The 24224-nt window shown below is 59.9% G+C and carries 19 protein-coding genes; 7 read left to right on the top strand and 12 right to left on the bottom strand.

All coding sequences use genetic code 11. The features are described from left to right. Positions 1-4: 4 nt before the first annotated feature. The 8 genes from RTX96_RS11650 to RTX96_RS11615 form a co-directional block, all read right to left on the bottom strand. On the bottom strand, positions 5-718 hold the full coding sequence (locus RTX96_RS11650; RefSeq protein WP_312671059.1) for an ABC transporter ATP-binding protein: 714 nt from the start codon (positions 716-718) through the stop codon (positions 5-7). Continuing rightward, on the bottom strand, positions 715-1542 hold the full coding sequence (locus RTX96_RS11645) for an ABC transporter ATP-binding protein (protein WP_312671057.1): 828 nt from the start codon (positions 1540-1542) through the stop codon (positions 715-717). The genes RTX96_RS11650 and RTX96_RS11645 overlap by 4 nt, the downstream gene beginning before the upstream one ends. After that, the gene (locus RTX96_RS11640; protein WP_103821426.1) at positions 1535-2368 is read right to left on the bottom strand and encodes an ABC transporter permease; all 834 of its coding nucleotides are present in this window, start codon (positions 2366-2368) and stop codon (positions 1535-1537) included. Before RTX96_RS11640 ends, RTX96_RS11645 begins: the two co-directional genes overlap by 8 nt. Beyond that, complete coding sequence (locus RTX96_RS11635) at positions 2369-3370, bottom strand: ABC transporter permease (RefSeq protein ID WP_103821552.1); 1002 nt, start codon at positions 3368-3370, stop codon at positions 2369-2371. A gap of 62 nt (positions 3371-3432) precedes the next feature. Then, on the bottom strand, positions 3433-5001 hold the full coding sequence (locus RTX96_RS11630; RefSeq protein WP_103821425.1) for an ABC transporter substrate-binding protein: 1569 nt from the start codon (positions 4999-5001) through the stop codon (positions 3433-3435). A 163-nt stretch (positions 5002-5164) separates the two neighbouring features. Beyond that, a complete protein-coding gene (locus tag RTX96_RS11625; RefSeq protein WP_312671054.1) occupies positions 5165-5638 on the bottom strand; it encodes a hypothetical protein in 474 nt (157 codons plus the stop codon). Continuing rightward, positions 5616-6500, bottom strand: coding sequence for a transcriptional regulator (locus RTX96_RS11620; RefSeq protein WP_312671052.1), 885 nt, complete (start codon positions 6498-6500; stop codon positions 5616-5618). The genes RTX96_RS11625 and RTX96_RS11620 overlap by 23 nt, the downstream gene beginning before the upstream one ends. Positions 6501-6848: 348 nt before the next feature. Further along, a complete protein-coding gene (locus tag RTX96_RS11615; protein ID WP_312671050.1) occupies positions 6849-9071 on the bottom strand; it encodes a TonB-dependent siderophore receptor in 2223 nt (740 codons plus the stop codon). Between the two features lie 202 nt (positions 9072-9273). Between RTX96_RS11615 and fes the strand changes: the two genes are divergently transcribed. The 4 genes from fes to wzz(fepE) all read left to right on the top strand — a co-directional run bounded on the left by fes (position 9274) and on the right by wzz(fepE) (position 15910). Then, positions 9274-10503 carry an enterochelin esterase gene (gene fes, locus RTX96_RS11610; RefSeq protein WP_312671048.1) on the top strand — a complete coding sequence of 410 codons (1230 nt, stop codon included), beginning with the start codon at positions 9274-9276 and terminating at the stop codon, positions 10501-10503. A 27-nt stretch (positions 10504-10530) separates the two neighbouring features. Further along, on the top strand, positions 10531-10734 hold the full coding sequence (locus RTX96_RS11605) for an MbtH family protein (protein ID WP_103821420.1): 204 nt from the start codon (positions 10531-10533) through the stop codon (positions 10732-10734). A 10-nt stretch (positions 10735-10744) separates the two neighbouring features. Continuing rightward, positions 10745-14632, top strand: a complete 3888-nt coding sequence (gene entF, locus RTX96_RS11600) for an enterobactin non-ribosomal peptide synthetase EntF (protein ID WP_312671045.1) — start codon at positions 10745-10747, stop codon at positions 14630-14632. 138 nt (positions 14633-14770) lie between these two features. Further along, the gene (wzz(fepE), locus tag RTX96_RS11595; protein ID WP_312671043.1) at positions 14771-15910 is read left to right on the top strand and encodes an LPS O-antigen length regulator Wzz(fepE); all 1140 of its coding nucleotides are present in this window, start codon (positions 14771-14773) and stop codon (positions 15908-15910) included. Positions 15911-16136: 226 nt separating this feature from the next. Here wzz(fepE) and fepC read toward each other — a convergent pair whose 3' ends face one another. The 3 genes from fepC to fepD are packed head-to-tail and all read right to left on the bottom strand — an operon-like array spanning position 16137 to position 18930. Then, the gene (gene fepC / locus RTX96_RS11590; RefSeq protein WP_312671041.1) at positions 16137-16937 is read right to left on the bottom strand and encodes an iron-enterobactin ABC transporter ATP-binding protein; all 801 of its coding nucleotides are present in this window, start codon (positions 16935-16937) and stop codon (positions 16137-16139) included. Then, entirely contained in the window at positions 16934-17866 is a 933-nt protein-coding gene (gene fepG / locus RTX96_RS11585) for an iron-enterobactin ABC transporter permease (RefSeq protein WP_409418565.1), read from the bottom strand. The genes fepC and fepG overlap by 4 nt, the downstream gene beginning before the upstream one ends. Before the next feature lie 56 nt (positions 17867-17922). Continuing rightward, the gene (gene fepD / locus RTX96_RS11580; protein WP_103819911.1) at positions 17923-18930 is read right to left on the bottom strand and encodes a Fe(3+)-siderophore ABC transporter permease; all 1008 of its coding nucleotides are present in this window, start codon (positions 18928-18930) and stop codon (positions 17923-17925) included. A gap of 111 nt (positions 18931-19041) precedes the next feature. Here fepD and entS point away from each other — a divergent pair, with 111 nt between their 5' ends. Next, entirely contained in the window at positions 19042-20283 is a 1242-nt protein-coding gene (entS, locus tag RTX96_RS11575) for an enterobactin transporter EntS (protein ID WP_103819910.1), read from the top strand. Here entS and fepB read toward each other — a convergent pair. Next, positions 20276-21235, bottom strand: a complete 960-nt coding sequence (fepB, locus tag RTX96_RS11570) for a Fe2+-enterobactin ABC transporter substrate-binding protein (protein ID WP_312671038.1) — start codon at positions 21233-21235, stop codon at positions 20276-20278. The genes entS and fepB overlap by 8 nt on opposite strands. A 185-nt stretch (positions 21236-21420) precedes the next feature. Here fepB and entC point away from each other — a divergent pair, with 185 nt between their 5' ends. Then, positions 21421-22596, top strand: a complete 1176-nt coding sequence (gene entC, locus RTX96_RS11565) for an isochorismate synthase EntC (protein WP_312671036.1) — start codon at positions 21421-21423, stop codon at positions 22594-22596. 9 nt (positions 22597-22605) lie between these two features. Continuing rightward, positions 22606-24216, top strand: coding sequence for a (2,3-dihydroxybenzoyl)adenylate synthase EntE (gene entE, locus RTX96_RS11560; RefSeq protein WP_312671034.1), 1611 nt, complete (start codon positions 22606-22608; stop codon positions 24214-24216). Positions 24217-24224: the final 8 nt, after the last annotated feature.

Here is a 24224-nt window from a genome sequence, read left to right as displayed (position 1 = left end):
GCCCTTAAGCGAGACCGGGCTGGGTATGCTCGCCCCGAGCCAGCGCGGCCCGGTCGTAAAATTGCTTTATCACACCCTCGGCCATCAATGCCGCGCGATCCGACATATGGGCGATCACATCCGCATCATGGCTGACCAGCAGGTAGGTCATCTGATGGTCGCGCTTCAACCGGTTCAGTAGGTTCAGGATCTCGGCCTGGACGGACATATCCAGCGCTGAGGTGGGCTCATCCAGCAGCAGGATCTGTGGACGCAGCAGCAGCGCCCGGGCAATGGCTACGCGCTGGCGCTGGCCGCCGGAGAGCTGATGCGGGTAACGCTTTCCGGCAGCGGCGGAGAGACCAACCTGCTCCAGCGCTTCCGTAACCTGCTCCGCTATCTGCGTTTCACCGTGGATCGTCAGCGGCTCGCACAGCGTGCGCCATACCGTGTGGTTAGGGTGCAGCGAAGCGTAGGGATCCTGAAACACCATCTGCACGTTGCGCCGCAGCACCCCCTGATAGCGCCTGCCCGGCGTAATGGCGTTGCCAAGCAAACTGACGCTGCCTCGCCAGTCACGTTGCAGGCCCGCCAGCACGCGCAGAATCGTCGACTTGCCGCAGCCGGACTCGCCAATCAGGCTAAAGGTCTCTCCGGCCGACACGTTAAAGCTGGCGGCGGCAACGGCGGTTTTGCTGCCAAAGCTTACGCCCAGGTTACTGATATCAACGATGCTCATGCCGCACCTCCCTGATAAGATTGGCTCCGATCCAGCACCGGCAGCATCTGGCCCCAGGTCGCGGCGTTCGGGCGGCAGGTCCAGAGCGTACGGGTGTAGGGATGCGTCGCCTGCGGCAGCGCATGGGCTGGCATCTCATCCACCTTTTCCCCCTGATACATCACCAGTACCCGGTGGCAGTGCTGGGCTACCAGCGGCAGATCGTGGCTAATCAGCAGCATTGCCATGCTACGTTGCTCGCACTGGGTGACCAGCAGCTCCAGGATCTGGTTGCGCAGACGGGCGTCAAGCGCCGAGGTGGGTTCATCGGCAATCAGCACCCGGGGATTATTGATCAGGGCGATGGCGATCATTACCCGCTGCCCCATTCCGCCAGAGAGTTCGCCAGGGTAGCGGGTTAGCACCGTATCCTGTAGCCCCACGGCGGCAACCACATCGCGGATACGCTCTGCGCGCTCCCTGCGCCCAACCCGCTGATGCAGAGTGAGCGCCTCTTCAAGCTGGGCGTAAATGCTTTTCACGGGGTTCAGAGCATAGCGCGGATCCTGCAAAATCATGGCGATGTCATTGCCGCGCAGCCGCTGCCAGCCCCGGCTGCTCAGGGTCAGCACGTCGTTACCTAGCACGTTCAGCTGTGCGGCGCTGACCACACCCGGCTTGCGCACCAGCCCCATCAAGGCCCGGGCGGTCATCGACTTGCCGGAGCCGGACTCGCCTACCAGCGCCAGACGCTCGTTGCCAAGCCGGAAGCTGAGATTGTTCACCACCCGGGCGCCGGGGTAGTCAATATTAAGTGCCTCGACGGCAATGGCGGTATCAGTCATGGTGTGGCTCCAGTACATCGCGCAGGCCGTCGCCCAGCAGGTTAAACGCCAGGCTGGCGAGAAGAATGATGCTGCCGGGAGCAGCGGCAATCCACCACTGGTCAAAAATGACCTGCATCCCGTCGGCGATCATGGCTCCCCACTCGGCCATCGGCGGCCTGGCCCCAAGGCCGAGAAAACCCAGCCCGGCGGCGGCCAGGATAATGCCCGCCAGATCCAGCGCCAGGCGCACAATCGCCGAAGGCAGACACAGAGGCAGGATATGACCCACCAGCAGCCGCCAGCCGCGAATGTCCATCATCTCCGCCGCGGCCAGATAGTCGCTGTGGCGCAGGCGCTGGATCTCGCTGCGCGCCTGACGGGCATAGGCGGGCCAGGTGGTGAGCGCTAACGCCAGCGCGCCGTTAACCAGCCCCGGCCCCAGCATGGCGACAAAAGCAAAAGCGAGGATCAGGCGCGGCATCGACATCACCACGTCGGTAAAACGCATCAGCACCCGCTCCAGCCAGCCGCCGTAGTAGCCGCTCAAAATGCCGATCAGCAGTCCGGCGGGCAGGGTGATAGCGGTGACCAGCGCCACCAGACCGAGCGCCGGACGGGTGCCGTAGATCAGCCGGGAGAGCAGGTCGCGGCCATAGCTGTCCGTGCCAAGCCAGTGGGCGCTACTCGGCGCCTGCAGACGGGCCGCGGCGTCCTGCCAGTTGGGATCGAGCGGAGCAAGCCAGGGGGCAAACAGCGCCACCAGCAGCAACACTATGACGATCAGCAGTCCGCTAAAGGCGGCCGGAGAGCGGCGTAACCGCTGCAGAAAAAGAGAAGCCGGCATTTAGCGCACCCTCGGATCGGTCACGCGAACCAGCAGGTCGGTGAGGTTATTAATAGCCACAAAGCTCACGCCGATCAGCAGGGTACCGCCCATAATTGCCGTGGTGTCTCCCGCAAACAGTGCGGTGGTAAGATAGCGTCCAATTCCTGGCCAGGAGAAGACGGTCTCCGTCAGCACCGCCCCTTCCAGCATGCTGGTGTAGGCCAGCGCAATTACCGTCAGCAGCGTTCCACGAATGTTAGGCAGCACGTGGCGCAGCAGGATGGTCATCTCTCCCGCACCCTTCGCTCGCGCCAGCAAAATATACTCCTTGTTCATTTCGCTCAGGCAGGCGGAGCGGGTCAGGCGAGTGATACTGGCGAGAGAGTAGTAGGCCAGCAGCAGCACCGGCAGCACCAGGTGGCTGATGGCGTTTCTGAACGCCTGCGGATCGCCTGAGAGCCAGGTGTCAATCAGTACAAAGCCGGTCTGCGGCGTCACGGTATACTGATAGATATCATCCAGCCTGCCTGGCCCGGCGCTCCACTGCAGCTTCGCATAGAACAGGGCCAACAGCAGCAAGCCGAGCCAGAAGATCGGCACCGAGTTCCCCAGCAGAGTAAAGGTGCGCACCAGCAGATCCCACGGCGTACCGGCATAGCGGGCGCACAGCACCCCGGCGATAACGCCCAGTAGCGCGCCGAGGATCAGCGCGAGGGTAGCCAGTTCCAGGGTAGCGGGAAACGCCGAGAGCAGATCCTGGAGAACCGGCTGGCCGGTGGCGCTGGCGATGCCGAGATCGCCATGAGCCAGATTAACCACGTAGTGCCAAAACTGCACCGGCAGCGGCTGATCCAGCCCGAGCTGGTGGCGCACCTGATCGTAGGTTGACTGGCTGGCGTGATCTCCCACGATCTGCAGCACCCGGTCAACCGGCGACAGCGCCGAGAGGGCAAAGGTGACCAGCAGCAGGCCGAAGAGCGTGAGGGCGAGGGTAAAGAGTCCCTGAAATAGGGTAAGCAGAGGGCGCGATAAACGCCGCTCTGCGCTGTTTTGTAAAAACACAGACGTTAATACCTTGAAGGTTATTTGGTTACGCGGTCATACCAGACCATATCCGCATTCAGCCCCTGCTGATAGCCTTTTACGTTATCGCGCACCACAATCTGCGTTTTGCCCTGATCGACAAAGACATACGGGGAGTTATGCTGGAGGGTTTCCTGCATTTTCTTATAGAGATCCAGGCGCTTAGCGGCATCCGGTTCAGCCACCGCCGCCAGCGTCTGCTGGCTGAGTTCGGGGATCTTCCAGCCGTTAAGTCCGGCCACGGTGCTGGCTTTGCCGTCGTTATAGACAAAAGCGCTGGCGTTAGAGTGGGCATCGAAATAGTCCGGGATCCACAGGCGGATCGCCGCCTGGTGCTGCTTAGCACGCACGCGAGCATAAACCTGGCTGCCTGCCGCCGGCAGCAGATCCACTTTTACGCCACCCTGGGCAAAGCTGGCCTGCATCGACTGGGCAAGGGTGATAAACGGCGGTTTATTCTCCACGTCCAGCGTGAAGTGCGCATCCTTAATCCCGGCTTTCGCCAGAATAGCCTTCGCCTTCTCTGGATCGAACTTAAACGGGTTATCTTCCAGCGCGCCCGGCAGGCCGACCGGCAGGAAGCTCTGGTGGATAAAGTACTGGCCCTTCAGCAGATCGCGGGTAATGCCCTCGTAATCCACCAGCCAGCGGGCGGCTTCCCAGAAGGCTGGATTGTTCAGCAGTGGGTTAGCGCTGTTCCCGGCGTTGAATACCAGATAGTTCTGCTCGGCAGAGGGGATGCTCAGTACCTCAACGCCTTTTTGGCCCTGTAGGGCAGCGATCTGATCCGCTCCCAGATCGCGCGCTACGTCGGCGTCGCCCTGCTGAATCAGCAGGCGGCGGGAGGCCGGGTCCGGCACGTTTTTAATGATGATGTTTTTAAGCTTCGGCGCGCCGCCTGGTGAAGAGGGGTTGGCGTCGAGCACGATGGCCTGGTGCGGCTGGTAGACGCGCATCTTAAACGCGCCGCTGCCGGCGGAGTGTAGCTTCAGCCACGCGTTACCGAAGTCGTCGCCTTTCACGTTCGGGGTGACTAATTTTTCATCGACGATAGAGGCGATAGGCGTAGAGAGAATATTCAGCGCCACCGCCGGGCTGACGTCAGCCGTCCAGTGCAGCTCAAGGGTATGCTCATCGACTCTCTTCAGCAGACTATCGATATTGTCTGGCTGCCAGCCGAGCACGTTAAGAATAAACGCCGGTGATTTGTTCATCGTCACCGCGCGCTTATAGGAAAAGATGACATCTTCCGGGCGCAGCGGGTTGCCGGAGGCAAACTTGGCATCGTGCTTCAGCGTGACGGTGAGCGTTTTCGCAGCCGGATCGGCTTTCCAGCTCTCCGCCAGCACAGGATTAACTTTTTCAGGATTGTCGCGATCGGGCTGCACTAGCCGTTGATAGAGGCTGGGCACCGTCTGGATACTGGAGAGCTCGTTCGCCTCGGCGGGATCGAGACTCACAATATCGTCCAGGCCCTGGGCCACGACGAGGGTATCCGGCGGTGTAGCGGCGTGGCTGGTCGCAGACAGCGCGGCCAGCACCAGTAACGGCAGCAATTTCTTGGTCATCGGCAATCCCTGTAAAGTTATGTCATTAAAGGCGTTATCCCGCTACGTTAGGGGGGTTAGCGTTTTGCCGAAAGTCATAATTCAACTTAACTTATGCGATAAACGCATAACGTATAGCCGCAGGTTAAAAGCCGCTTTTATTCGGGCCGAAAAATCAGCTGGCTTAACGTTGGCAGCCCGCCGTGCCCAGCGTCATCATGGCAGGATCAACGATCATTACGGTGAGGCTGTCTCTATCCAGCAGAACCGATTGCGCATTCTCCAGGGGCTTTATCGCCACACGCAGTCGATTATCCTGAGTAAAATTGAGGATCGGTAAAAGAGCGGGATCGGCATGTTGCAGTGCGGTCTCGTTCAACCACAGATACCCCTGCGCATGGGTAGTCGATTGTCTATTAATACAGGTCGCGACGAGCGTTGATAAAGAGAACTGATTGTCTTTACGGTGCAGCATAACCCGTGCGCCGTTTGCGTTGGGAAGCATATGCAAGGTATAGCTACGCTGGCTTACCGTCGCTAAATCATAAAAAACTAAGTCTGTTCGCACAATGGCGGCCGATGCGGATGCCGAAAGGCAAATTATTGATAGTGTGAATATCAAATAGCAAAAAAGATCACTGACATGCTGGTATTTCATTTATAGTTTTCTCAGCTGCTTGATAAATAATAGAATTCAAATCTTGCATTCCAGACTGCCAGTTTAAAATACCCATCATTAATTGATATTGGTGATGGCAATTATCCTGGACGAGTAAGGTTATCGATAATTTTGCGACCGACTCACTGTAATAAAAAACGGCACTCATTTGTTGGCTCTGTAACTTTGCGTTAATAGATTGCAGGGCAGTGGGCATATGTTTCGCCAGCTGTGCGGCATGGCCGGGATCGCTGCCTGAATGCAGGTGATAGATCCTAATGCGTGAGTAATCTTTAATCGTTTCGTTTTTTAACGTTAACTCACTCCCCTCTGCTGAAAGGGAGACACGCCGGTTGTCCTGAGCAGGGTGCGTATAATACGTTATTGATAGATATATCAACAGGATGATAGCAAGAGATATACTGATAAATATTTTTGACGTGATAACAGGCCGCAGGCCCCTCATGGGCGGAGCATGAGGCAATCCTGGCGACGGCGCCTGGTTATCTTTCTCATCTACCGTTTCGGTTATCAACGGCTCGTTAGGGTACGTAATAAAATCTTTATTAAAAACATAGCCTTTTTTCGGCACCGTTTTTATGATTTCCTGCAACCGCCCGTCATCGCCCAGTGCTGCCCGTAAGGCATAGATAGCCGTCGGTAGGCTGTTATTACCCACTACCCGGTTTTTCCAAACCGCATTGATAAGAAAATTGCGGGATAATACCTCTCCAGGATGGTTTACCAGCGTCTCCAGCAGAATGTAATGAAATTCACCCAGGCGCTGAATTTCACCTGTTTCCGTATGAACAAGCGCATTCAGCGAGGGATCAAGCCGCCACTTATTGATAAGCATATGCATAGTATAGATTTTAAAGAAGAGAATTAAAAAGATTAGCAGCGCTTAAGATTTGCTGCGGTTGATTATTTTTTATCATTTCCATAACAAAATTTACCAAGGTAGTCCCTGTTTCAATTATCCTAATAATACCAGCGTTTTATGAATAATTATTTTTTAAAAGGCCAAAACGTGATCTGTATAAATACGATAAAAGAGGGAAATGTAGCGAAAGCGCAATAGTGGGGCAATCTAAGAATTTTCTTAAATTGTAAATTATCGTTTCTTCTATTCGCTGACAGGATAACAAAAAAGGGAAGGAGAGTGCGCCTCCCTTACAAAAGGAGGCGCATGATGCTGTACTGCTAATGATTAAAAGTGCGTATTGACACTCATATACCAGGTGCGGCCCGGCTCGTTATAGGTCGCTGCGCCTGCGCCATACATATAGGACTTCGTCGTATCGTTACCGGTGGTCTGGGCGTTACCCGCGCGCCACTGGCGTTTATCAAAGACGTTATCCACGCCTGCCGTCAGGCTGACGTTTTTGGTTGCGTCCCAGGTGCCGCTCAGGCCAACGATGCTGTACGGGCTCACCTCATCGGTTTCGCTGCCTGTGGCGCGGTTACCTTTGTAGTTGTAGATTTTCGGCTGCTGCTTGCCGTACCAGGTGAAGGTGGACTGCACGGAGATGTCCTGGCGGATCTGCCAGCTCAGCGTCGAGTTCAGCGTATACTCCGGAATGATAGAGAGGCGATCGCCGGTGGTTTTATTCTTACTTTGCAGCATATAGGTCAGATTGTTGGTCCAGTTCACCGTATCGGTCACCGGCACGTTGAGCGTCCCTTCTAACCCCTCCACTACCGCTTTCGGCACGTTCTCCCACTGGTAAATATCCGTGGATGCCTTAGAGGCTTTGCCAATTGGCGCATAGCCCGCTTCAATCTTGTCGCGATAGTCGTTGCGGAACCAGGTCACGCCAGCCAGCCAGCCGTCGCGCTTGAACTCCAGCCCAACCTCTTTGTTGATGCTGGTTTCCGCTTTCAGATCGTCATTACCCATCAGGTAACAGGCACCGGCGCTGGCGTAGCAGCCCTGGCCGCGGCTATAGAGGATGTAGTTCGGGTTAGTCTGGTAGAGGCTTGGCGCTTTATAGGCGCGAGCAATACCCATTTTCAGCGTAATGTCATCCGTTAGCCCCTGGGAGAGGTTCAGGGATGGGCTCCAGTTATCGCCAACTATGGTGTGATGGTCGAAGCGCAGGCCCGGCGTCAGCATTGTACTGTCGGTCAGCTCCATGTTGTTTTCCGCAAACAGAGAGAAGATCTCTGCCTGGGAGTAGGGGCTGCGGTTGGTGGGATCTACCCCGGCAATGGTGCCGCCTTCGGTCAGCGACTGGGTGTTGGAGGCCAGATCCTTCATGCGCTGCTGGTTCCACTCGGTGCCCAGCGTCAGGGTCTGGTTGACCAGCAGATCCAGCGGCAGGTTAACTTCGCTATGCAGCAGCACGTCGGCAAGATCGATATTCGAGAAGTTCTCGTCAGAGAAGATCCCTTCGGTGCCGCCTGCCAGGCCTTCGTTATTACGCGTGTTGCGGGTGTGCTCGTACTGCGCATAGGTGTTGGTCGTGACGCCGTTATCCCAGCCGCCGTTCCAGGTCAGGGCGTAGTTCTGGCGATAGAGACGGTTGGTCTCTTTGCCGTAGTTCTTTTTCACCAGCGCGTTGGTGTTGGTGTTCTGGGTATCGCCCGCGTAGAGGTTGCCCTGACGGCTGTAGCCTGCCTCCAGCTCCAGCGAGTTCATGGGGGCAAAATCCCAGCGTAGCTGACCATTCACATCTTTATTGGTCACCCCTTCACGCCCGGCCGGCATGGTGCCCGCGTAGCTGCCGGTACGCTCAGATTCGTGGCCTTTGTTGATATCCCAGGCGTCGGCCTGGGTTTTCTCCAGGTTGCCGTAGAGGCGGAAGCTGAAATCGCCCCCCAGCGGGCCGGTCAGGTTGAAGTTGGTGCGCTTGGTTGAGCCTTCAGATTTGTGTTCCGGTGCGTTGAGGTAGGTGTCCCATGCGCCGTGCCACTCGCTGCTGGACTTCTTGGTGATGATATTGACCACGCCGCCCGCTGCACCGTTGCCATAGCGTGCCGCCGCCGGGCCACGGATCACTTCGATGCGCTCGATCATCTCAGGGGGTACCCAGCTGGTATCACCCCGTGTGTCGCGCTCGCCGCGCCAGCCCAGGCGCACCGAGTTGCGGCTGGTGACCGGCTTGCCGTCGATCAGGATCAGCGTGTTTTCCGGGCCCATACCGCGAATATCGATCTGACGGCTGTTGCCGCGCTGGCCGCTGGTAGAGTTACCGGTGAGGTTGACCCCCGGCATGGTACGAATAATTTCAGAGACGTCGCGAGCGGGCGGATTTTTACGGATCTCATCGGCGGTGATAGTAGAGACGCCAGGAGCCTGAAGATTCTGCTCGGCGGCGGTGACAACGATAGTGTCATCCCCGGCAGGCGCCTCCTCTGCATGAAGCGGTAGTGCAACCCCGTAAATGCCCAGATTGACCAATATGGCCAGGGACTTAATCTTGTTATTCATTATGTTACCTGTTTTATCGCCAGAAGACCGCCTACCTGTCCTTGTACCCTGCACGCACGCGGCTCATGACCTGATTATGTGAAAGACGCGCTTCCCACAGCGCGCCAATACGCTATTGCAAATGCAAATAGTTATCAATAATATTATCGATAATTTTTCTTACATTTGAAAAAATGCCGCAATAAGTACGGGGTTAATTAGGGTGACGATGCGAGCAACGGGCAGCGATGCCTGGTGGGAGTCAAAACAGGGACCTGAATGGTTCCGGGACGGTGAGGACCGGTGTCAGGTTACCTTCTGGTGGCGCGATCCGGCCGGGTCGGAGGTGACCTCTTCTGTACAGCATGTATGGATCTACATCACCGGTGTGACCGATCATCACCAAAACGCCAGACCTCAATCCCTGAGCCGCGTCCCCGGTACCGACGTCTGGTTCTGGCAGACTTCGCTCAACGCCCGCTGGCGCGGCAGCTACTGCCTCATCCCCTCTGAAAATGCACAGGACTTTGCTGAATCGGCGTTTACAGGCGAGGTGCCGGACCGTATGGCCCTGCGCGAAGGCTGGCGCAAATTGCTGGCCCACGCCGTTGCCGATCCGCTCAATCCGCTGTCGTGGCGAGGAGGGCGCGGTCATCCGGTCTCGGCCCTTGAGATGCCTGATGCACCAGAGCAGCCAGGCTGGCATGCCCCGCAGGACACCCCTTATACGCCCCCGACCTGCATTTCCTGGCGCAGCCGCCGACTGGGCAACAAACGGCGGGTCTGGATCTACACCACCGGCGAGGAGAACGTTAGCGAACTTAGCGAACGCCCGCTGGCGGTGCTGCTGGACGGCCAGTTCTGGGCGCAGAGTATGCCCATCTGGCCCGCCCTTGCCGCGCTAACCCGTGAAGGCAAGCTACCGCCAGCGGTCTATCTGCTGATTGACTCGATTGATAACACCCAGCGTAGCCGCGAGCTGCCCTGTAACCCGCAGTTCTGGCAGGCGTTACAGGAAGAGCTGCTCCCCCAGGTCAAGGCTCAGGCCCCGTTCAGCGATGAGGCATCGCGCACGGTGGTGGCCGGGCAGAGCTTTGGCGGCCTGGCCTCGCTCTATGCCGGACTGAACTGGCCAGCGCGTTTCGGCTGTGTGCTAAGCCAGTCCGGCTCCTACTGGTGGCCGCATCGCGGCGCACAGCAGGATGGTGTGATTATCGAGCAGCTCAAAACCGGCACGCCGCAGCCGCTGAAACTACGCATCGTGCTGGAGGCGGGAACCCGTGAACCGCTCATTTTCCGCGTTAACCAGTCGCTCTACTCTCTTTTACAGCCGGCGACAGCGGCGCTTTTTTGGCGTCCCACCGACGGCGGACACGACGCGCTGTGCTGGCGCGGCGGGCTAACCGCAGGGCTGATGACGCTCTGGCAGCCGCGGGTTCAGGCCGCGTCGTAAAGCATTTTTCCACGACAGGAGTGTGGTATGGAGTTCAGTAATCCCTTCGACGATCCAGAGGGTCAGTTTTACATTCTGCAAAATGCGCAGCAGTGCTATAGCCTGTGGCCGCAGCAGTGCGCTCTGCCGCCGGGCTGGCACATCGTTGCCGACCCGCAGCCGCAGTCAGTGTGTCACGCCTGGCTGGCGGCGCAGTGGCAGAACCTCACCCCAGCGTATCATGCGCGTTAAGGAGCACCTCATGTCGAAACGTCTGCCGCTGGTTGCGGCCCAGACCGGGATCTGGATGGCGGAAACGCTCTCCACGTTGCCTAACGCCTGGAGCGTGGCGCACTATGTTGTCATCGAAGATAGCGAGCTGAATGAGGCGCTATTTGGCGAGGCGATTGTCACCGGTATGGGCCATGCCGATACCCTGCGCAGCCGCTTTGTTGAGGATAACGGAGAGGTTTTTCAGTGGATCGATGAAGCCATGCCGCTGATGCCGCCTGCGGTCCATGACCTGCGCGCCAGCGCCGATCCCCATGCCGCGGCAATGGCCGTGATGCAGGGTGATTTAGCCCAGAATCTGCGCGTCGACGGCGGTCAACCGCTGTTTCACCATGCGCTGCTCCGCCTTGGGGAGCGCCGTTGGTACTGGTATCAGCGCTATCACCACCTGCTGGTGGATGGCTTCAGCTTCCCGGCCATCACCCGCCATATTGCAGCCATCTATACCGCATGGCGACGCGGCGAACCGGCACCGGCATCGCCTTTTACCCCCTTCGTTGAGGTAGTGGAAGAGTATCAGCGCTATCGCGATAGCGAGGCCTATAGCCGGGACGCGGCCTGGTGGCGTGAGGTAAGCCAGAGCCTGCCGCCGCCGGTATCGCTCTCTACCAGCCCGCTGCCGGGACGCGCCTCTACCGCCGATATTTTGCGTCTAAAGCTGACTCTCGACGCCGAGGCGTTTTCTCGCCTTGTTGCACGGAACAGCCGTTGCCAGCCGCCGGATCTTGCTCTGGCGCTGGTCTCTCTCTGGCTCGCCCGTCTTTGCGGACGCAGAGACTACGCCGCCGGGTTTATCTTTATGCGCCGGATGGGATCCGCTGCGCTCTGCGCCACCGGCCCGGTGCTCAACGTCCTGCCTCTGGCGGTGAACGTTGATCCGGCAGAGAGCCTTGACGCGCTGGCACAAAAACTTGCTGCCCGGTTGAAAAAGATGCGCCGCCACCAGCGCTATGACGCCGAGCAGATCGTGCGCGATAGCGGGCAGGTAACAAGCGATCGCGCCCTGTTTGGCCCGGTATTTAACGTGAAAATGTTTGACTACCAGCTGAATATTGACGGGACGGCGGGAACCACCCATACCCTGGCCACCGGGCCGGTTAACGACCTGGAGATTGCGCTTATTCCTGACGATAAAGGTGGCCTGGCGGTAGAGATCCTCGCCAACCGCCAGCGCTATGATGAGGCCTCACTAACCGTTCATGCCGCCAGGCTGGACGCGCTGCTGCGCCAGTTTGCTGATAATCCGGCCCTGCGCTGCGGCGAGGCGGCGCTCATTCTGCCCGCGGAGCAGGAGAAGATTGCCCGTATCAACGACACCCGCATCAGCCTGCCGGCCACCACCCTCAGCGCCCTTGTCGCCGCTCAGAGTGAAAAAACGCCTGACGCTCCGGCGCTGGCGGATGCCCGCTGGCAGTTCAGCTACCGCGAGATGCGCGAGCAGGTCATCGCCCTGGCGCAGGTGTTACGCCAGCACGGCGTTCAACCTGGGGACAGCGTCGCCGTGGCGCTGCCGCGTTCAGTCTTTCTCACCCTGGCCCTGCACGCCATTGTCGAGGCAGGGGCCGCCTGGCTACCGCTGGATACCGGTTACCCGGATGACCGACTGCATATGATGCTGGAGGATGCCCAGCCGCGCCTGCTTATCACTGCTGAGGATCAGCGGGTGCGGTTCAGCGCGATCCCGCAGCTCGCCCACCTCTGCTATAGCGCGCCGCTGCCGGTGACGAACGCACCCGCGTTGGCGCTCTCAAAGCCAGAGCATACCGCCTATATCATCTTTACCTCCGGCTCGACGGGCCGTCCGAAAGGGGTAATGGTGGGGCAGACGGCCATCGTCAACCGTCTGCTGTGGATGCAGGCGAGCTATCCGCTGGGCACACAGGACGTGGTGGCGCAAAAGACGCCGTGCAGCTTTGACGTCTCGGTGTGGGAGTTCTTCTGGCCCTTTATTGCCGGAGCGAAGCTGGTGATGGCTGAGCCGGAGGCGCACCGCGATCCGCTGGCGCTTCAGGACTTTTTTGCCCGTTACGGGGTGACCACTACTCACTTTGTCCCCTCGATGCTGGCGGCGTTTGTCGCCTCTCTGACGCCGGAGAGAGCGCAGGCAAGCTGCCGGACGCTGCGTAACGTCTTTTGCAGCGGCGAAGCGCTGCCAACAGATCTCTGCCGCGAATGGGAATGCGTAACCGGCGTGCCGCTGCATAACCTCTATGGCCCGACGGAAGCGGCGGTAGATGTCAGCGCATATCCAGCTTATGGCGAGGCGTTGGCCGGGGTCAGCGGGCCCAGCGTGCCGATTGGCTATCCGGTCTGGAACACAGGCCTACGCATTCTGGATGGCATGATGCAGCCTCTGCCGCCGGGCGTGGCGGGTGATCTCTACCTGACTGGCATTCAGCTGGCGCAGGGCTATCTGGGGCGTCCCGATCTGACCGCCAGCCGCTTTATTGCCGATCCCTTTGCGCCAGGCGAGCGGATGTACCGCACCGGCGACGTAGCGCGCTGGCTGGAGAACGGGGCGGTGGAGTACCTGGGACGCAGTGACGATCAGCTGAAAATTCGCGGCCAACGCATTGAGCTGGGGGAAATTGACTCGGTCATGCAGATGCTGCCGGACGTGGCCCAGGCGGTCACCCACGCCTGCGTGCTTAACCAGGCGGCAGCGGTCGGCGGCGATGCACGTCAGCTGGTGGGCTACCTGGTGTCGGCCTCGGGCCAGCCGCTGGAGAGTGCTGCGCTGATTGAACAGCTAAAGACGCAGCTGCCGCCGCATATGGTGCCCACCGCGCTGGTACAGCTTGATGCGCTGCCGCTCAGCGCCAACGGCAAGCTGGATCGCAAGGCGCTGCCGCTGCCGACGCCTGTGGCGACAGCAGGCGGACGTGCACCCGAAACGGAAACCGAGGTCGCTATCGCCGCGCTGTTTGCCGAGCTGCTGGCCTGTGAGGTAGATGACGTCAGCGCCGACTTCTTTGCGCTTGGCGGCCACTCGCTGCTGGCGATGCGGCTGGCGGCGAGGCTTAGCCAGATGTTTGCCCGTCAGGTGACACCAGGGCAGGTGATGGTCGCCTCAAGCGTGGCGAAGTTGGCGACACTGCTGGAGGCCGATGCGCAGGATGGGAGCCTGCAACGCCTGGGCTACGAGACAATTCTGCCCCTGCGGGAGAGTCATGGTCCAACGCTGTTCTGCTTCCATCCCGCCTCCGGCTTTGCCTGGCAGTTTAGCGTGCTGGCACGCTATCTCAATCCGCGCTGGTCGATTGTCGGCATCCAGTCGCCGCGTCCGGCCGGGCCGATGGCTACCGCCGCCACGCTGGATGAGGTGTGTGAAGCGCACCTGCAAACGCTGCTTGCCCAGCAGCCGCACGGTCCGTACTACCTGTTTGGCTACTCCCTCGGCGGCACCCTGGCGCAGGGAATAGCCGCTCGCCTGCGGCTGCGTGGTGAAGCGGTTGCCTTCCTTGGGCTGCTGGATACCTGGCCGCCAGAGACGCAAAATTGGGCAGAGAAAGAGGCTAACGGTCTCGATCCTGAGGTGCTGGCGGAGATCGATCGTGAGCGGGAAGCGTTCCTTACTGCCCAGCAGGGCCAGGCGTCAGGCGAGCTGTTTAATGCGATCGAGGGCAACTATGGCGATGCGGTTCGTCTGCTGACTACCGCCCATAGCCTGCCGTTTGATGGCAAGGCCACGCTGTTTGTTGCCGAGCGTACGCTGCCAGCGGGGATGGATCCCCAGCGGGTCTGGTCGCCGTGGGTGAATGAGCTAGAGGTGCATCGTCAAGACTGCGCGCATGTGGATATTATTTCGCCGTCAGTGTTTGTATCTATCGGGCCAATATTAACAGCGTTGCTTAATTAATAGACCGTCACGCCTACCAGATATGGTGGGCGTGACGGCCAGACTTAAAACTTTGTTCAGATTAATCTTATAAAGTACTATTATAGGAGCGTCGGTTGTAAATAATGCTTTCGTAGCAAAATAGGGTAGAGTTTAAAGATGTCAACGTTAGATATTAAACAGGATAATGAGGTACAGTTACGTCCCTATCCAGTCGGACCTCATCGTGCTCACGAAATTGATCTCCTCACGCTCCTTGACGTTTTATGGGCAGCCAAAAAACAAATTATCGCCATAGCCGCAGCCTTTGCTGTGACTGGCCTATTACTCTCATTTGTGCTGCCACAGAAATGGACCAGCGAAGCGATTATCACGCCTGCAGAGCAGACACAGTGGCGCTTGCTACAGCAAACGCTGATGGAGTTGCAGGTGCTGGATATAGACGTACCGGTAACGCCAGTTGATGTTTTTGGTCAGTTTATTAAAAATTTCAGCTCGCAGTCTCTGCAGGAAGAGTATTTCCGCAATTCACCCTATATGAAAGCGCATTATCCCGATCTTGATGTAGATTCGTTAGAGTTTCAGCGTGCGGTTGTTCGCCTAACGGAAAAAGTGAAGATTATTGATAACGCTTCGCCAAAGAGCAACGTTGAAGTGCCCTTTACGTCATGGACGCTTAGCTTTACTGCCTCAACGGCTGACGATGCTAAAGAGGTCCTTGAGGGCTATATTGATTATGTCGCGGCAAAGGTGGTGAACGAGACCACAGAGAATATCCGTAATACGTTGGCGTTAAAAACGCGCTTTGAGCAAGAGAAGCTGAATCTCGATCGTGTGCGCCTGACTAACCAGCGAGATACAAAGATCCAGCGTTTGAATTACTCTCTGGAAGTCGCCAACGCTGCGGGTATTAAAAAGCCGGTCTACAGCAATGGGCAGGTCGTGAATGACGATCCCGATTTCTCAATTACGCTGGGCGCTGATGGTATCCAGGAAAAGCTGCGGATTGAAAAGTCGCTGAAGGATATTGCCGATCTGAATGCCGATCTGCGCAACCGTGAATATCATCTTGAACAGTTGCAGAAGCTGAACGTGAAAGATATTGCCTTCTCACCGTTTAAATATCAGCTCTCACCGTCGCTGCCAATAAAAAAAGACGGTCAGGGTAAAGCCATTATCACCATTCTAATGGGATTAGTGGGCGTGATTATTGCCTGCGGCGTCGTTCTGCTGCGCAATGCGATGCTGGCACGTACTTTACCTCCGGTAGCGCCGGAGATGGTATTGGAATCAGCGTAAATGCCTGGCGGGGCCTCTAACTCCGCACCGTGCCTACCGCAGGCCGGGCAAAGGCAGAGCCGCCCGGCATTACACCATCAGCACCGTCATGCCCGGTGGCGCTCCGCTTACCGGGCCTACAAACCTGCACCGTGCCCAATGTAGGCCGGGCAAACGCAGAGCCGCCCGGCATTGCAACATCAGCACCGTCATGCCCGGTGGACCGCCTACCGGGCCTACAAACGTTTTATATCACTATACGCCCCAGCGGCACTACCAGCGGCGTATGCGCCACCGGGTCGTCGATAATCATACAGCGTAACCCGTAGACGGCCTCAATCAGCTCCGCCGTCACAATCTCCTTCGGCGCACCCTGGGCCACAATTTTCCCGTCTCGCAGAGCGATTAGATGAGTCGCATAGCGGCAGGCCTGGTTCAGGTCGTGCAGCACCGCCGCCAGCGTGTAGCCCTGCTCGCGGTTCAGCTCGCTAAGCAACTCCAGGACGTCAATCTGATAGCTGATATCCAGCCAGGTGGTCGGCTCATCCAGCAGCATAATCGCCGTCTCCTGCGCCAACACCATCGCTATCCATGCCCGCTGACGCTGGCCGCCGGAGAGCGTATCCACGCTTTGTAAGGCGAGATCCGCCACGCCAGTGGCTTCCATTGCCCGCTGTACGGCGCGATCGTCCTCCTGTCGCCAGCGGGTAAAGAGCGGCTGGTGCGGATAGCGGCCCCGGGAGACCAGCTCCTGCACCGTAATATCCCCCGGCGTGGTGGCGTTCTGCGCCAGCAGCCCGATGCGCCGCGCCACCTCTTTGCTGTTGAAGCGCTGGATCTGCTCGCCATCAAGATAGACATGTCCGTGGCTGGGCGTCATCAGGCGGCTCAGGGTGCGCAGCAGGGTCGATTTGCCGCAGCCGTTGGGGCCAATGATCGCGGTAAAGTAGCCGTCAGGAATGGCCACGGAGAGATTGTCCGCCACCACCTTTTTACCGTAGCCAAGCGTTAACTGGTCGCCGCGCAGACGGGCTGTTGAATCGGTCATCTTTTGCGGGACTCCTTGATTAACAGGACGATAAGGTAGATACCGCCCAGGCTTACGGTGACCACGCCGACCGGAAGCTGATAGGGAATAAACAGCTGCTGGGCGCAGAGATCGGCAGCCAGCAGCAGCAGCGCGCCGCAAAGCGCCGCCTGGGTCAGGCCCCAGCGCGCCGTGCCGCTGATGCGTCGGGCGATATGCGGTGCAACCAGCGCCACGAAAGAGATAGGCCCGGCGAGGGCGGTCGCCGCCGCAGTCAGCACCACGGCCACCAGCATGAGCATCAGCCGGGAGCGCTCGACGCTGACGCCCAGCGCGCAGGCGCTGTCATCGCCCATCTCCAGCAGCCGCATCCGCCGTACCAGCAGCGTGGCGCAGACCAACATCAGCAGCATGATCGGCGCGGAGGGCCAGGTTTTAGCCCAGGTCAGACCGTTGAGCGAACCGGCGTTCCACAGCCCGGCGGTGAGGGCGGTCTCCAGCGAGGCTTTAATCAGCAGCCAGGTATTGAAGGCGATCAGCATCGCGCGAACGCCGATGCCAATAATGATCAGGCGAAAGGTCTCGATGCCGTTGCGCCAGGCCAGCGCCCACACCACCAGCGAGGTGAGGATCCCCCCGGCCATCGCCGCAAAGGCAATAGCGGTCAGATCCTGGCCATAGAGCACCATCGCTACCAGCACGCCGCTCCAGGCCCCGGTGTTAAAACCCATTACATCCGGACTGCCCAGCGGGTTACGCATCAGCGACTGGAAGATCGCCCCGCTGACCCCCAGCGCACCGCCGATGAGTAGCGCCATCAGCACCCGCGGCAGACGCCACTCGTTGACCACCAGCGCAACGCCGCGCGGCGCATCGCCGGTAAAGGCGGCCAGCACCTGAGCCGGGGCAAGCGGTACCGTACCGCTGCACAGACTCCACAGGGCGACCATCACGCTGGCGCAGGCCAGCAGAAGAATGCTAACAATAAGACGACGGGAGGGGGCGATCACAGCGCACCTCCCCGACGGTGACGACGCACCAGAAAGATCAATACCGGCGCACCGATAAAGGCGCTCACCACCGATACGCGCAGCTCACCCGGCACGATCAGCCTGCCAATGATATCGGCAAACAGCAGCAGGGCAGGGGTAGCAAGAAGGGTCACCGGCAGAGACCAGCGGTGGTCGGCCCCCACCAGCCAGCGCGCCATATGCGGCATCATCAGGCCAATAAAGGCGATGGGACCCGAGACGGCGGTGGCGCTGGCGCACAGAACGGTGATAGCCAACAGGCCCAGCAGCTGGGTGCGAGCGACCCTGCTGCCGAGCGCGGTGGCGGTATCGCTGCCGAGGCTCAGGCTGTTTAGCGCCCGACTCAGCATGAGCGCAATCGCCCCCGCTATTAGCACCGGAATCAACACGATACGCAGCGTATGCAGGGTACGCACGTCGAGAGAGCCCGCCTGCCAGAAGCGCAGCTGGTCATAGACGTCCGGGTTAAGTAGCGAGATCCCGCTGGAGAGACCCTCCAGCACTGCCGCCAGCGCGACCCCCGCCAGGGTGAGGCGCACCGGACTCAGCTGTCCGCCGCCCGCGCTGCCGGTAAACGCTACTACCAGCGAGGCTGCCAGCGCACCGCAGAAGGCCAGCCCTAGCTGCTCGCCGGGGGAGGTGATGCCCAGCAGCGCCGCGCCGAGCACGATGGCAAAGCTTGCCCCAGCGTTAACGCCGAGCAGGCCGGGATCGGCGAGGGGATTACGGGTCAGGGTCTGCATCAGCGCTCCCGCGAGACCCAGCGCGCCGCCAACCAGCAGGCCAGCCAGCGTACGCGGCAGGCGGGCATCAAGCACAATCGTGCAGTCGGCGCTTTGGCAGGTGCCGGAGAGGGCATCCATCACAACGGAGAGGGGCAGCGGCTTGGCCCCGATCAGCAGGCTAAGCACGCCTGCAACCAGCAGCAGTAGCAATAATCCGCCCACGGCCCACGGGCGCGCCGGATTAACGGAAAGCGACATAACAACGTCCCTGACGTGATAATGATAGTAATTATCGTTATCGATCTTATTGCGGTATGTTAGCATGTGCGGCTTGAAAACTGGTATCAAAAGTTCGCACAAGGCACTGTAATGACCCGACAATCCTGGCTGATCAACGTCAGCCTGTTGAGAACCCATCCCGCGTTTCGCGCTGTTTTTATTGCCCGTTTTATCTCCATTGTGTCGCTGGGCCTGCTCGGCGTCGCCGTGCCGGTGCAGATCCAGGCCATGACCCACTCCAGCTGGCTGGTAGGGCTGGCGGTGACCCTTACCGGCGGGGCGATGTTTGTTGGACTGATGGTCGGCGGCGTGCTGGCGGACCGCTACGAGCGCAAGCGCCTGATCCTGCTGGCGCGCGGCACCTGCGGTATCGGCTTTATTGGCCTCTGCCTCAATGCTGCCCTGCCTGAGCCCTCGCTGCTGGCGATCTATCTGCTCGGCCTGTGGGACGGCTTTTTCGGCGCGCTGGGGGTGACGGCGCTGCTGGCTGCGACCCCGGCGCTGGTAGGGCGGGAGAACCTGATGCAGGCCGGGGCGATCACTATGCTTACCGTGCGCCTCGGATCGGTTATCTCGCCAATGCTTGGTGGCCTGCTGCTCGCCTCCGGAGGCGTGGTGTGGAACTATGCCCTGGCGGCGGCGGGGACCTTTATTACGACCCTGACCCTGCTGCGCCTGCCGCAGCTGCCTCCGCCGCCCCAGCCGCGTGAGCATCCCCTTAAATCGCTGCTGGCGGCGTTTCGCTTCCTGCTGCACAGCCCGCTGATCGGCGGCATCGCCCTGCTGGGCGGCCTGCTGACGATGGCTAGCGCCGTGCGCGTTCTCTATCCGGCGCTGGCGATCCACTGGCAGATGTCAGCCGCCGAGATCGGCATCCTCTACGCGGCCCTGCCGCTCGGTGCCGCGCTGGGGGCGCTCACCAGCGGCAACCTGGTCCAGCGTCCGCGTCCCGGGGCGATTATCCTCTTCTCTACCCTCGGGGCCTTTGTCGCCATCGCCCTGTTTAGCCTGATGCCAATCTGGCCGCTGGGCGTACTCTTCCTTGCCCTGGCGGGCTGGCTCAGCGCCATCAGCTCGTTGCTCCAGTACACGCTGCTGCAAACCCAGACGCCGGAGGCGATGCTGGGCAGGATCAACGGCCTGTGGACGGCGCAGAACGTTACCGGGGATGCAATAGGCGCGGCGCTGCTGGGTGGGATGAGCGTGGCGATGACGCCCGCCGCCTCGGCCAGCGTCGGCGGGGCGGTGCTGGCGGTGACGGGGGCAGTACTGATCCTGCTTCTCGGTGAGCTGCGGCGTTTCCACCAGAGCCCACCGGCAGGCGCTAACTAAACAGCGTGGCGAAGCGCTTAAGCAGCAGCGTGGCGCTGTAGTAGTCGAGGCGGAAGGTTTCGGTGCCAAGGGCGTAGACGCGTTTGTTCTGCACCGCGCTGAGATGGCTCAGCAGCGGATTGGCATAGATAGCCTCGGCGTCTTTCTCGTTGCCCGCAAAGAGGAATAGCGCTTCGCCATTCAGTCCGGCGGCAAGATTTTCCCCGCCCAGCTGGACGATATCGTGCCGCTTGCCCTGGCTCTGGCTGGCGTGCAGCCCGTCAGGCAGCGCGGCAAGGGTAAAGCCCAACTGCGAGAGCAGCTGCCCCTGGGCTGAATCAGCCGTCCACAGGTTAGCGCTGTGCGCCGCCGGATTATAGACCAGGGCGCTCACCGGCTGCGGCGTCAGCTTCATCTGCTGTTTCACCTTCGCCAACTGCTGATTAAAGTCGCTAATGCGGGCTTTGGCCTGCTGCTCCTGGCCGGTGATCTCCCCGAGCTGGGTGAGCAGGGTCTGCCAGCTCTTATCGTCGTAGTTGATGATCAGGGTCGGGGCAATAGCAGAAAGCTGATCGTATAGTGCCAGCGCAGAGTCACCCCCGGTGGCGCTAATCAGGATCAAATCCGGCATTTGAGCAGCGACGGCCTCGGCGTTCGGCTCGCCAATATAGAGCCGGGCCAGCTTGCGTGCTTTGGCGATCTCCCCCCACTGGCGCAGGAAGCCATTCTCATCGGCAACGCGGTTGTTCGGCGCGGTTGCGCCGCTGGCCACCACCGGGGCGTCAATCGCCAGCAGCGAGCCGGTGAGCGTGACGCTGGTCGAGACAATGCGCAGGGGTTTATGATCGAGCGTATGCACGCCCCGGCTGTCGGTAACCTGTCGGGGCCAGTCAGCGGCCTGGGCTACAGAAATTCCTAAAACTACAAGGCCCAGCGTTAGCAGGGATCTAAGCGAAAGGGGGGAGAATCTCACGGCGTGCATCCTGTTATTGTGCGGCTAATGCTTCTCATTTTCATCATTGCGCCGCCGGATGCAAGTTTTTAGCCGCACAAAACTGCGCCCTCTGAGGTTGACATCGCTCGGGATAACTCTTAGCTTACCGACCAAAATATAAATGATAATAATTCTTACTACTTTTATCGTTTTCGGAGAAGGATATGGATTCGTCAATGGCGGAGGAGACTCGGCTTACCGTGAACACGCTGGCATCAGACCAATTTTTCTTTATGTCGCCGTATCGCAGCTTCAGCACATCGGGCTGCTTTATGCGCATCAGCGAACCGGCTAACGGCGGGGACGATCTCAACGGCGCGTTCCAGCAGAAGCTGGCTCAGGCGTTCAGCGAGGCCAAAAAACAGGGGATCGCGAAGCCGATTGTAGTGGGCGCTATTCCGTTTGATACCACTCAGCCTTCCGCGCTGTTTATCCCCCGCGCCTGGGAGAGCTTCTCTCGTCCGGCGAAGCAGCACTCCGCGCGCTACTTCCAGGGGGGCGATGCCCTCAACGTGCTGACCCGCAAGGCGATCCCCGATCACCCGGTCTTTACCGATATGGTGGCCCGCGCCGCCGCCCTGACCGCCACCCCGCAGGTGGATAAAGTGGTGCTTTCGCGCCTGATCGATATCACCACCGACAAACGCATTGACGGCGGAGCGCTGCTGGAGCGGCTGATTGCACAGAACCCGGCCAGCTTTAACTTCCACGTGCCGCTGCCCGACGGTGGCGTGCTGCTGGGGGCCAGCCCGGAGCTGCTGCTGCGCAAAGAGGCATCACACTTTAGCTCGCTGCCGCTGGCCGGCTCTGCTCGCCGCCAGCCGGATGACATGCTGGACCGCGAGGCGGGCAACAAGCTGCTGGCCTCGGAGAAAGATCGCCACGAGCATGAGCTGGTGACCCAGGCGATGAAAACCGTGCTGGCTCCCCGCAGCCGTGAACTGACGCTGCCGGACTCGCCGCAGCTGGTCAACACCCCGACGCTCTGGCATCTGGCAACCCCCATTGAGGGGGTAGCCCAGGCGGAGGAGAACGCTCTGACGCTGGCCTGTTTGCTGCATCCGACCCCAGCGTTGAGCGGCTTCCCGCATCAGGTCGCAAAAGAGCTGATTGCCGGACTGGAGCCATTTAATCGCGATCTGTTTGGCGGCATCGTTGGCTGGTGCGACGCCGACGGCAATGGCGAGTGGGTAGTCACTATCCGCTGCGCACGTCTGCACGAAAATCAGGTCCGCCTGTTTGCCGGGGCCGGGATCGTCCCGGCCTCGTCGCCGGAAGCCGAATGGCGTGAGACCGGCGTAAAACTCACCACCATGCTCAACGTTTTTGGCTTGAATTAAGGAGCAGTCATGACAATTCCCTTTACCCGCTGGCCCGATGAATTTGCCCGGCGCTACCGTGAGAAAGGCTACTGGCAGGATCTGCCCCTGAGCGATGTGTTGACCCGTCACGCCCAGAGCGATGCGCTGGCGGTGATCGACGGCGATCGCGAACTGAGCTATCGCCAGCTGAATCAGGCGGCGGATAACCTGGCCGCCTCACTGCAGGCGAAAGGGCTGCGCGCAGGCGACACCGCGCTGGTGCAGCTGGGCAACGTGGCGGAGTTCTACATCACCCTCTTTGCCCTGCTGAAAATCGGCGTTGCGCCGGTGAACGCCCTGTTCAGCCATCAGCGCAGCGAGCTGAACGCCTACGCGGCCCAGATCAAACCGGCGCTGCTGGTGGCCGACCGCGATCATCCCCTGTTTAACGACGATCGGTTTCTTACTGGTTTCGTAGAGGAGCACGGCTCGCTGCGGGTCGTGCTGCTGCGTAATGAGACCGGCGATCGTGCTCTGGCGGCGGCCATCGACCGTCCAGCGGAGCACGCGGTGAACGCACCGACGCCTGCCGATGAGGTGGCGTTCTTCCAGCTCTCCGGGGGCAGCACCGGCACGCCGAAGCTGATCCCGCGCACGCATAACGACTACTACTACAGCATCCGCCGCAGCAATGAGATCTGCCATTTCGATAACCAGACGCGCTACCTCTGCGCGCTGCCAGCGGCGCACAACTACCCGATGAGCTCCCCCGGCGCGCTTGGCGTTTTTCTGGCCGAAGGCTGCGTAGTGCTGGCCGCCGATCCCAGTGCCACCCTCTGCTTCCCGCTGATTGAGAAGCACCGGATCAACGTCACCGCGCTGGTGCCGCCCGCCGTCAGCCTTTGGCTACAGGCGATCCAGGAGTGGTGCAGCAACGCCCAGCTGGCCTCTCTTAAGCTGTTGCAGGTAGGCGGAGCGCGGCTCTCCGCGACCCTCGCCGCACGCATTCCGGCCGAGATAGGCTGTCAGTTACAGCAGGTGTTCGGCATGGCCGAGGGGCTGGTGAACTACACCCGCCTCGATGACAGCATTGAGCGCATCAATAATACTCAGGGCTGCCCGATGTGCCCGGATGACGAAGTGTGGGTGGCGGACGCCGACGGCAATCCGCTTCCGCGCGGCGAGGTGGGTCGCCTGATGACGCGTGGGCCATACACCTTCCGGGGTTATTTCAACAGCCCGCAGCACAACGCCAGTGCCTTCGACGAGAACGGTTTTTACTGCTCCGGGGATCTGATCGCTATCGATGAGCAGGGCTACATCACTGTTCAGGGGCGCGAGAAGGATCAGATCAACCGCGGGGGCGAGAAGATTGCTGCAGAAGAGGTCGAGAACCTGCTCCTGCGCCACTCCTCTATTATCCATGCCGCACTGGTAAGCATGGAGGACAGCCTGCTCGGCGAGAAGAGCTGTGCATTTCTGGTGGTCTCCCAGCCGGTGCGCGCCGTGGAGATCCGCCGCTTCCTGCGTGAGCAGGGCGTCGCTGAATTTAAACTGCCCGATCGCGTGGAGTGCGTGGATGCGCTGCCGCTGACGCCGGTCGGCAAGGTCGATAAGAGAGAGCTGCGCCTGCGGCTGGCCGAACGGTCTCAGGCGTAACAAAGGAG

The organism is Pseudescherichia sp. (assembly GCF_032052675.1).
Lineage (GTDB): Bacteria > Pseudomonadota > Gammaproteobacteria > Enterobacterales > Enterobacteriaceae > Pseudescherichia.
The sequence above is the reverse complement of the archived record's forward strand: the minus strand, read 5'-3'. Positions and strand labels throughout refer to the sequence as shown.

What these genes read in the sequence shown, in the direction of transcription:
- RTX96_RS11650 (WP_312671059.1), bottom strand. Translation starts at nt 718, where the DNA reads ATGAGCATCGTTGATATCAGTAACCTGGGCGTAAGCTTTGGCAGCAAA.
- RTX96_RS11645 (WP_312671057.1), bottom strand. Translation starts at nt 1,542, where the DNA reads ATGACTGATACCGCCATTGCCGTCGAGGCACTTAATATTGACTACCCC.
- RTX96_RS11640 (WP_103821426.1), bottom strand. Translation starts at nt 2,368, where the DNA reads ATGCCGGCTTCTCTTTTTCTGCAGCGGTTACGCCGCTCTCCGGCCGCC.
- RTX96_RS11630 (WP_103821425.1), bottom strand. Translation starts at nt 5,001, where the DNA reads ATGACCAAGAAATTGCTGCCGTTACTGGTGCTGGCCGCGCTGTCTGCG.
- RTX96_RS11625 (WP_312671054.1), bottom strand. Translation starts at nt 5,638, where the DNA reads ATGAAATACCAGCATGTCAGTGATCTTTTTTGCTATTTGATATTCACA.
- RTX96_RS11620 (WP_312671052.1), bottom strand. Translation starts at nt 6,500, where the DNA reads ATGCATATGCTTATCAATAAGTGGCGGCTTGATCCCTCGCTGAATGCG.
- RTX96_RS11615 (WP_312671050.1), bottom strand. Translation starts at nt 9,071, where the DNA reads ATGAATAACAAGATTAAGTCCCTGGCCATATTGGTCAATCTGGGCATT.
- RTX96_RS11605 (WP_103821420.1), top strand. Translation starts at nt 10,531, where the DNA reads ATGGAGTTCAGTAATCCCTTCGACGATCCAGAGGGTCAGTTTTACATT.
- entF (WP_312671045.1), top strand. Translation starts at nt 10,745, where the DNA reads ATGTCGAAACGTCTGCCGCTGGTTGCGGCCCAGACCGGGATCTGGATG.
- fepC (WP_312671041.1), bottom strand. Translation starts at nt 16,937, where the DNA reads ATGACCGATTCAACAGCCCGTCTGCGCGGCGACCAGTTAACGCTTGGC.
- fepG (WP_409418565.1), bottom strand. Translation starts at nt 17,866, where the DNA reads ATGGTCGCCCTGTGGAGTCTGTGCAGCGGTACGGTACCGCTTGCCCCG.
- fepD (WP_103819911.1), bottom strand. Translation starts at nt 18,930, where the DNA reads ATGTCGCTTTCCGTTAATCCGGCGCGCCCGTGGGCCGTGGGCGGATTA.
- entS (WP_103819910.1), top strand. Translation starts at nt 19,042, where the DNA reads ATGACCCGACAATCCTGGCTGATCAACGTCAGCCTGTTGAGAACCCAT.
- entC (WP_312671036.1), top strand. Translation starts at nt 21,421, where the DNA reads ATGGATTCGTCAATGGCGGAGGAGACTCGGCTTACCGTGAACACGCTG.
- entE (WP_312671034.1), top strand. Translation starts at nt 22,606, where the DNA reads ATGACAATTCCCTTTACCCGCTGGCCCGATGAATTTGCCCGGCGCTAC.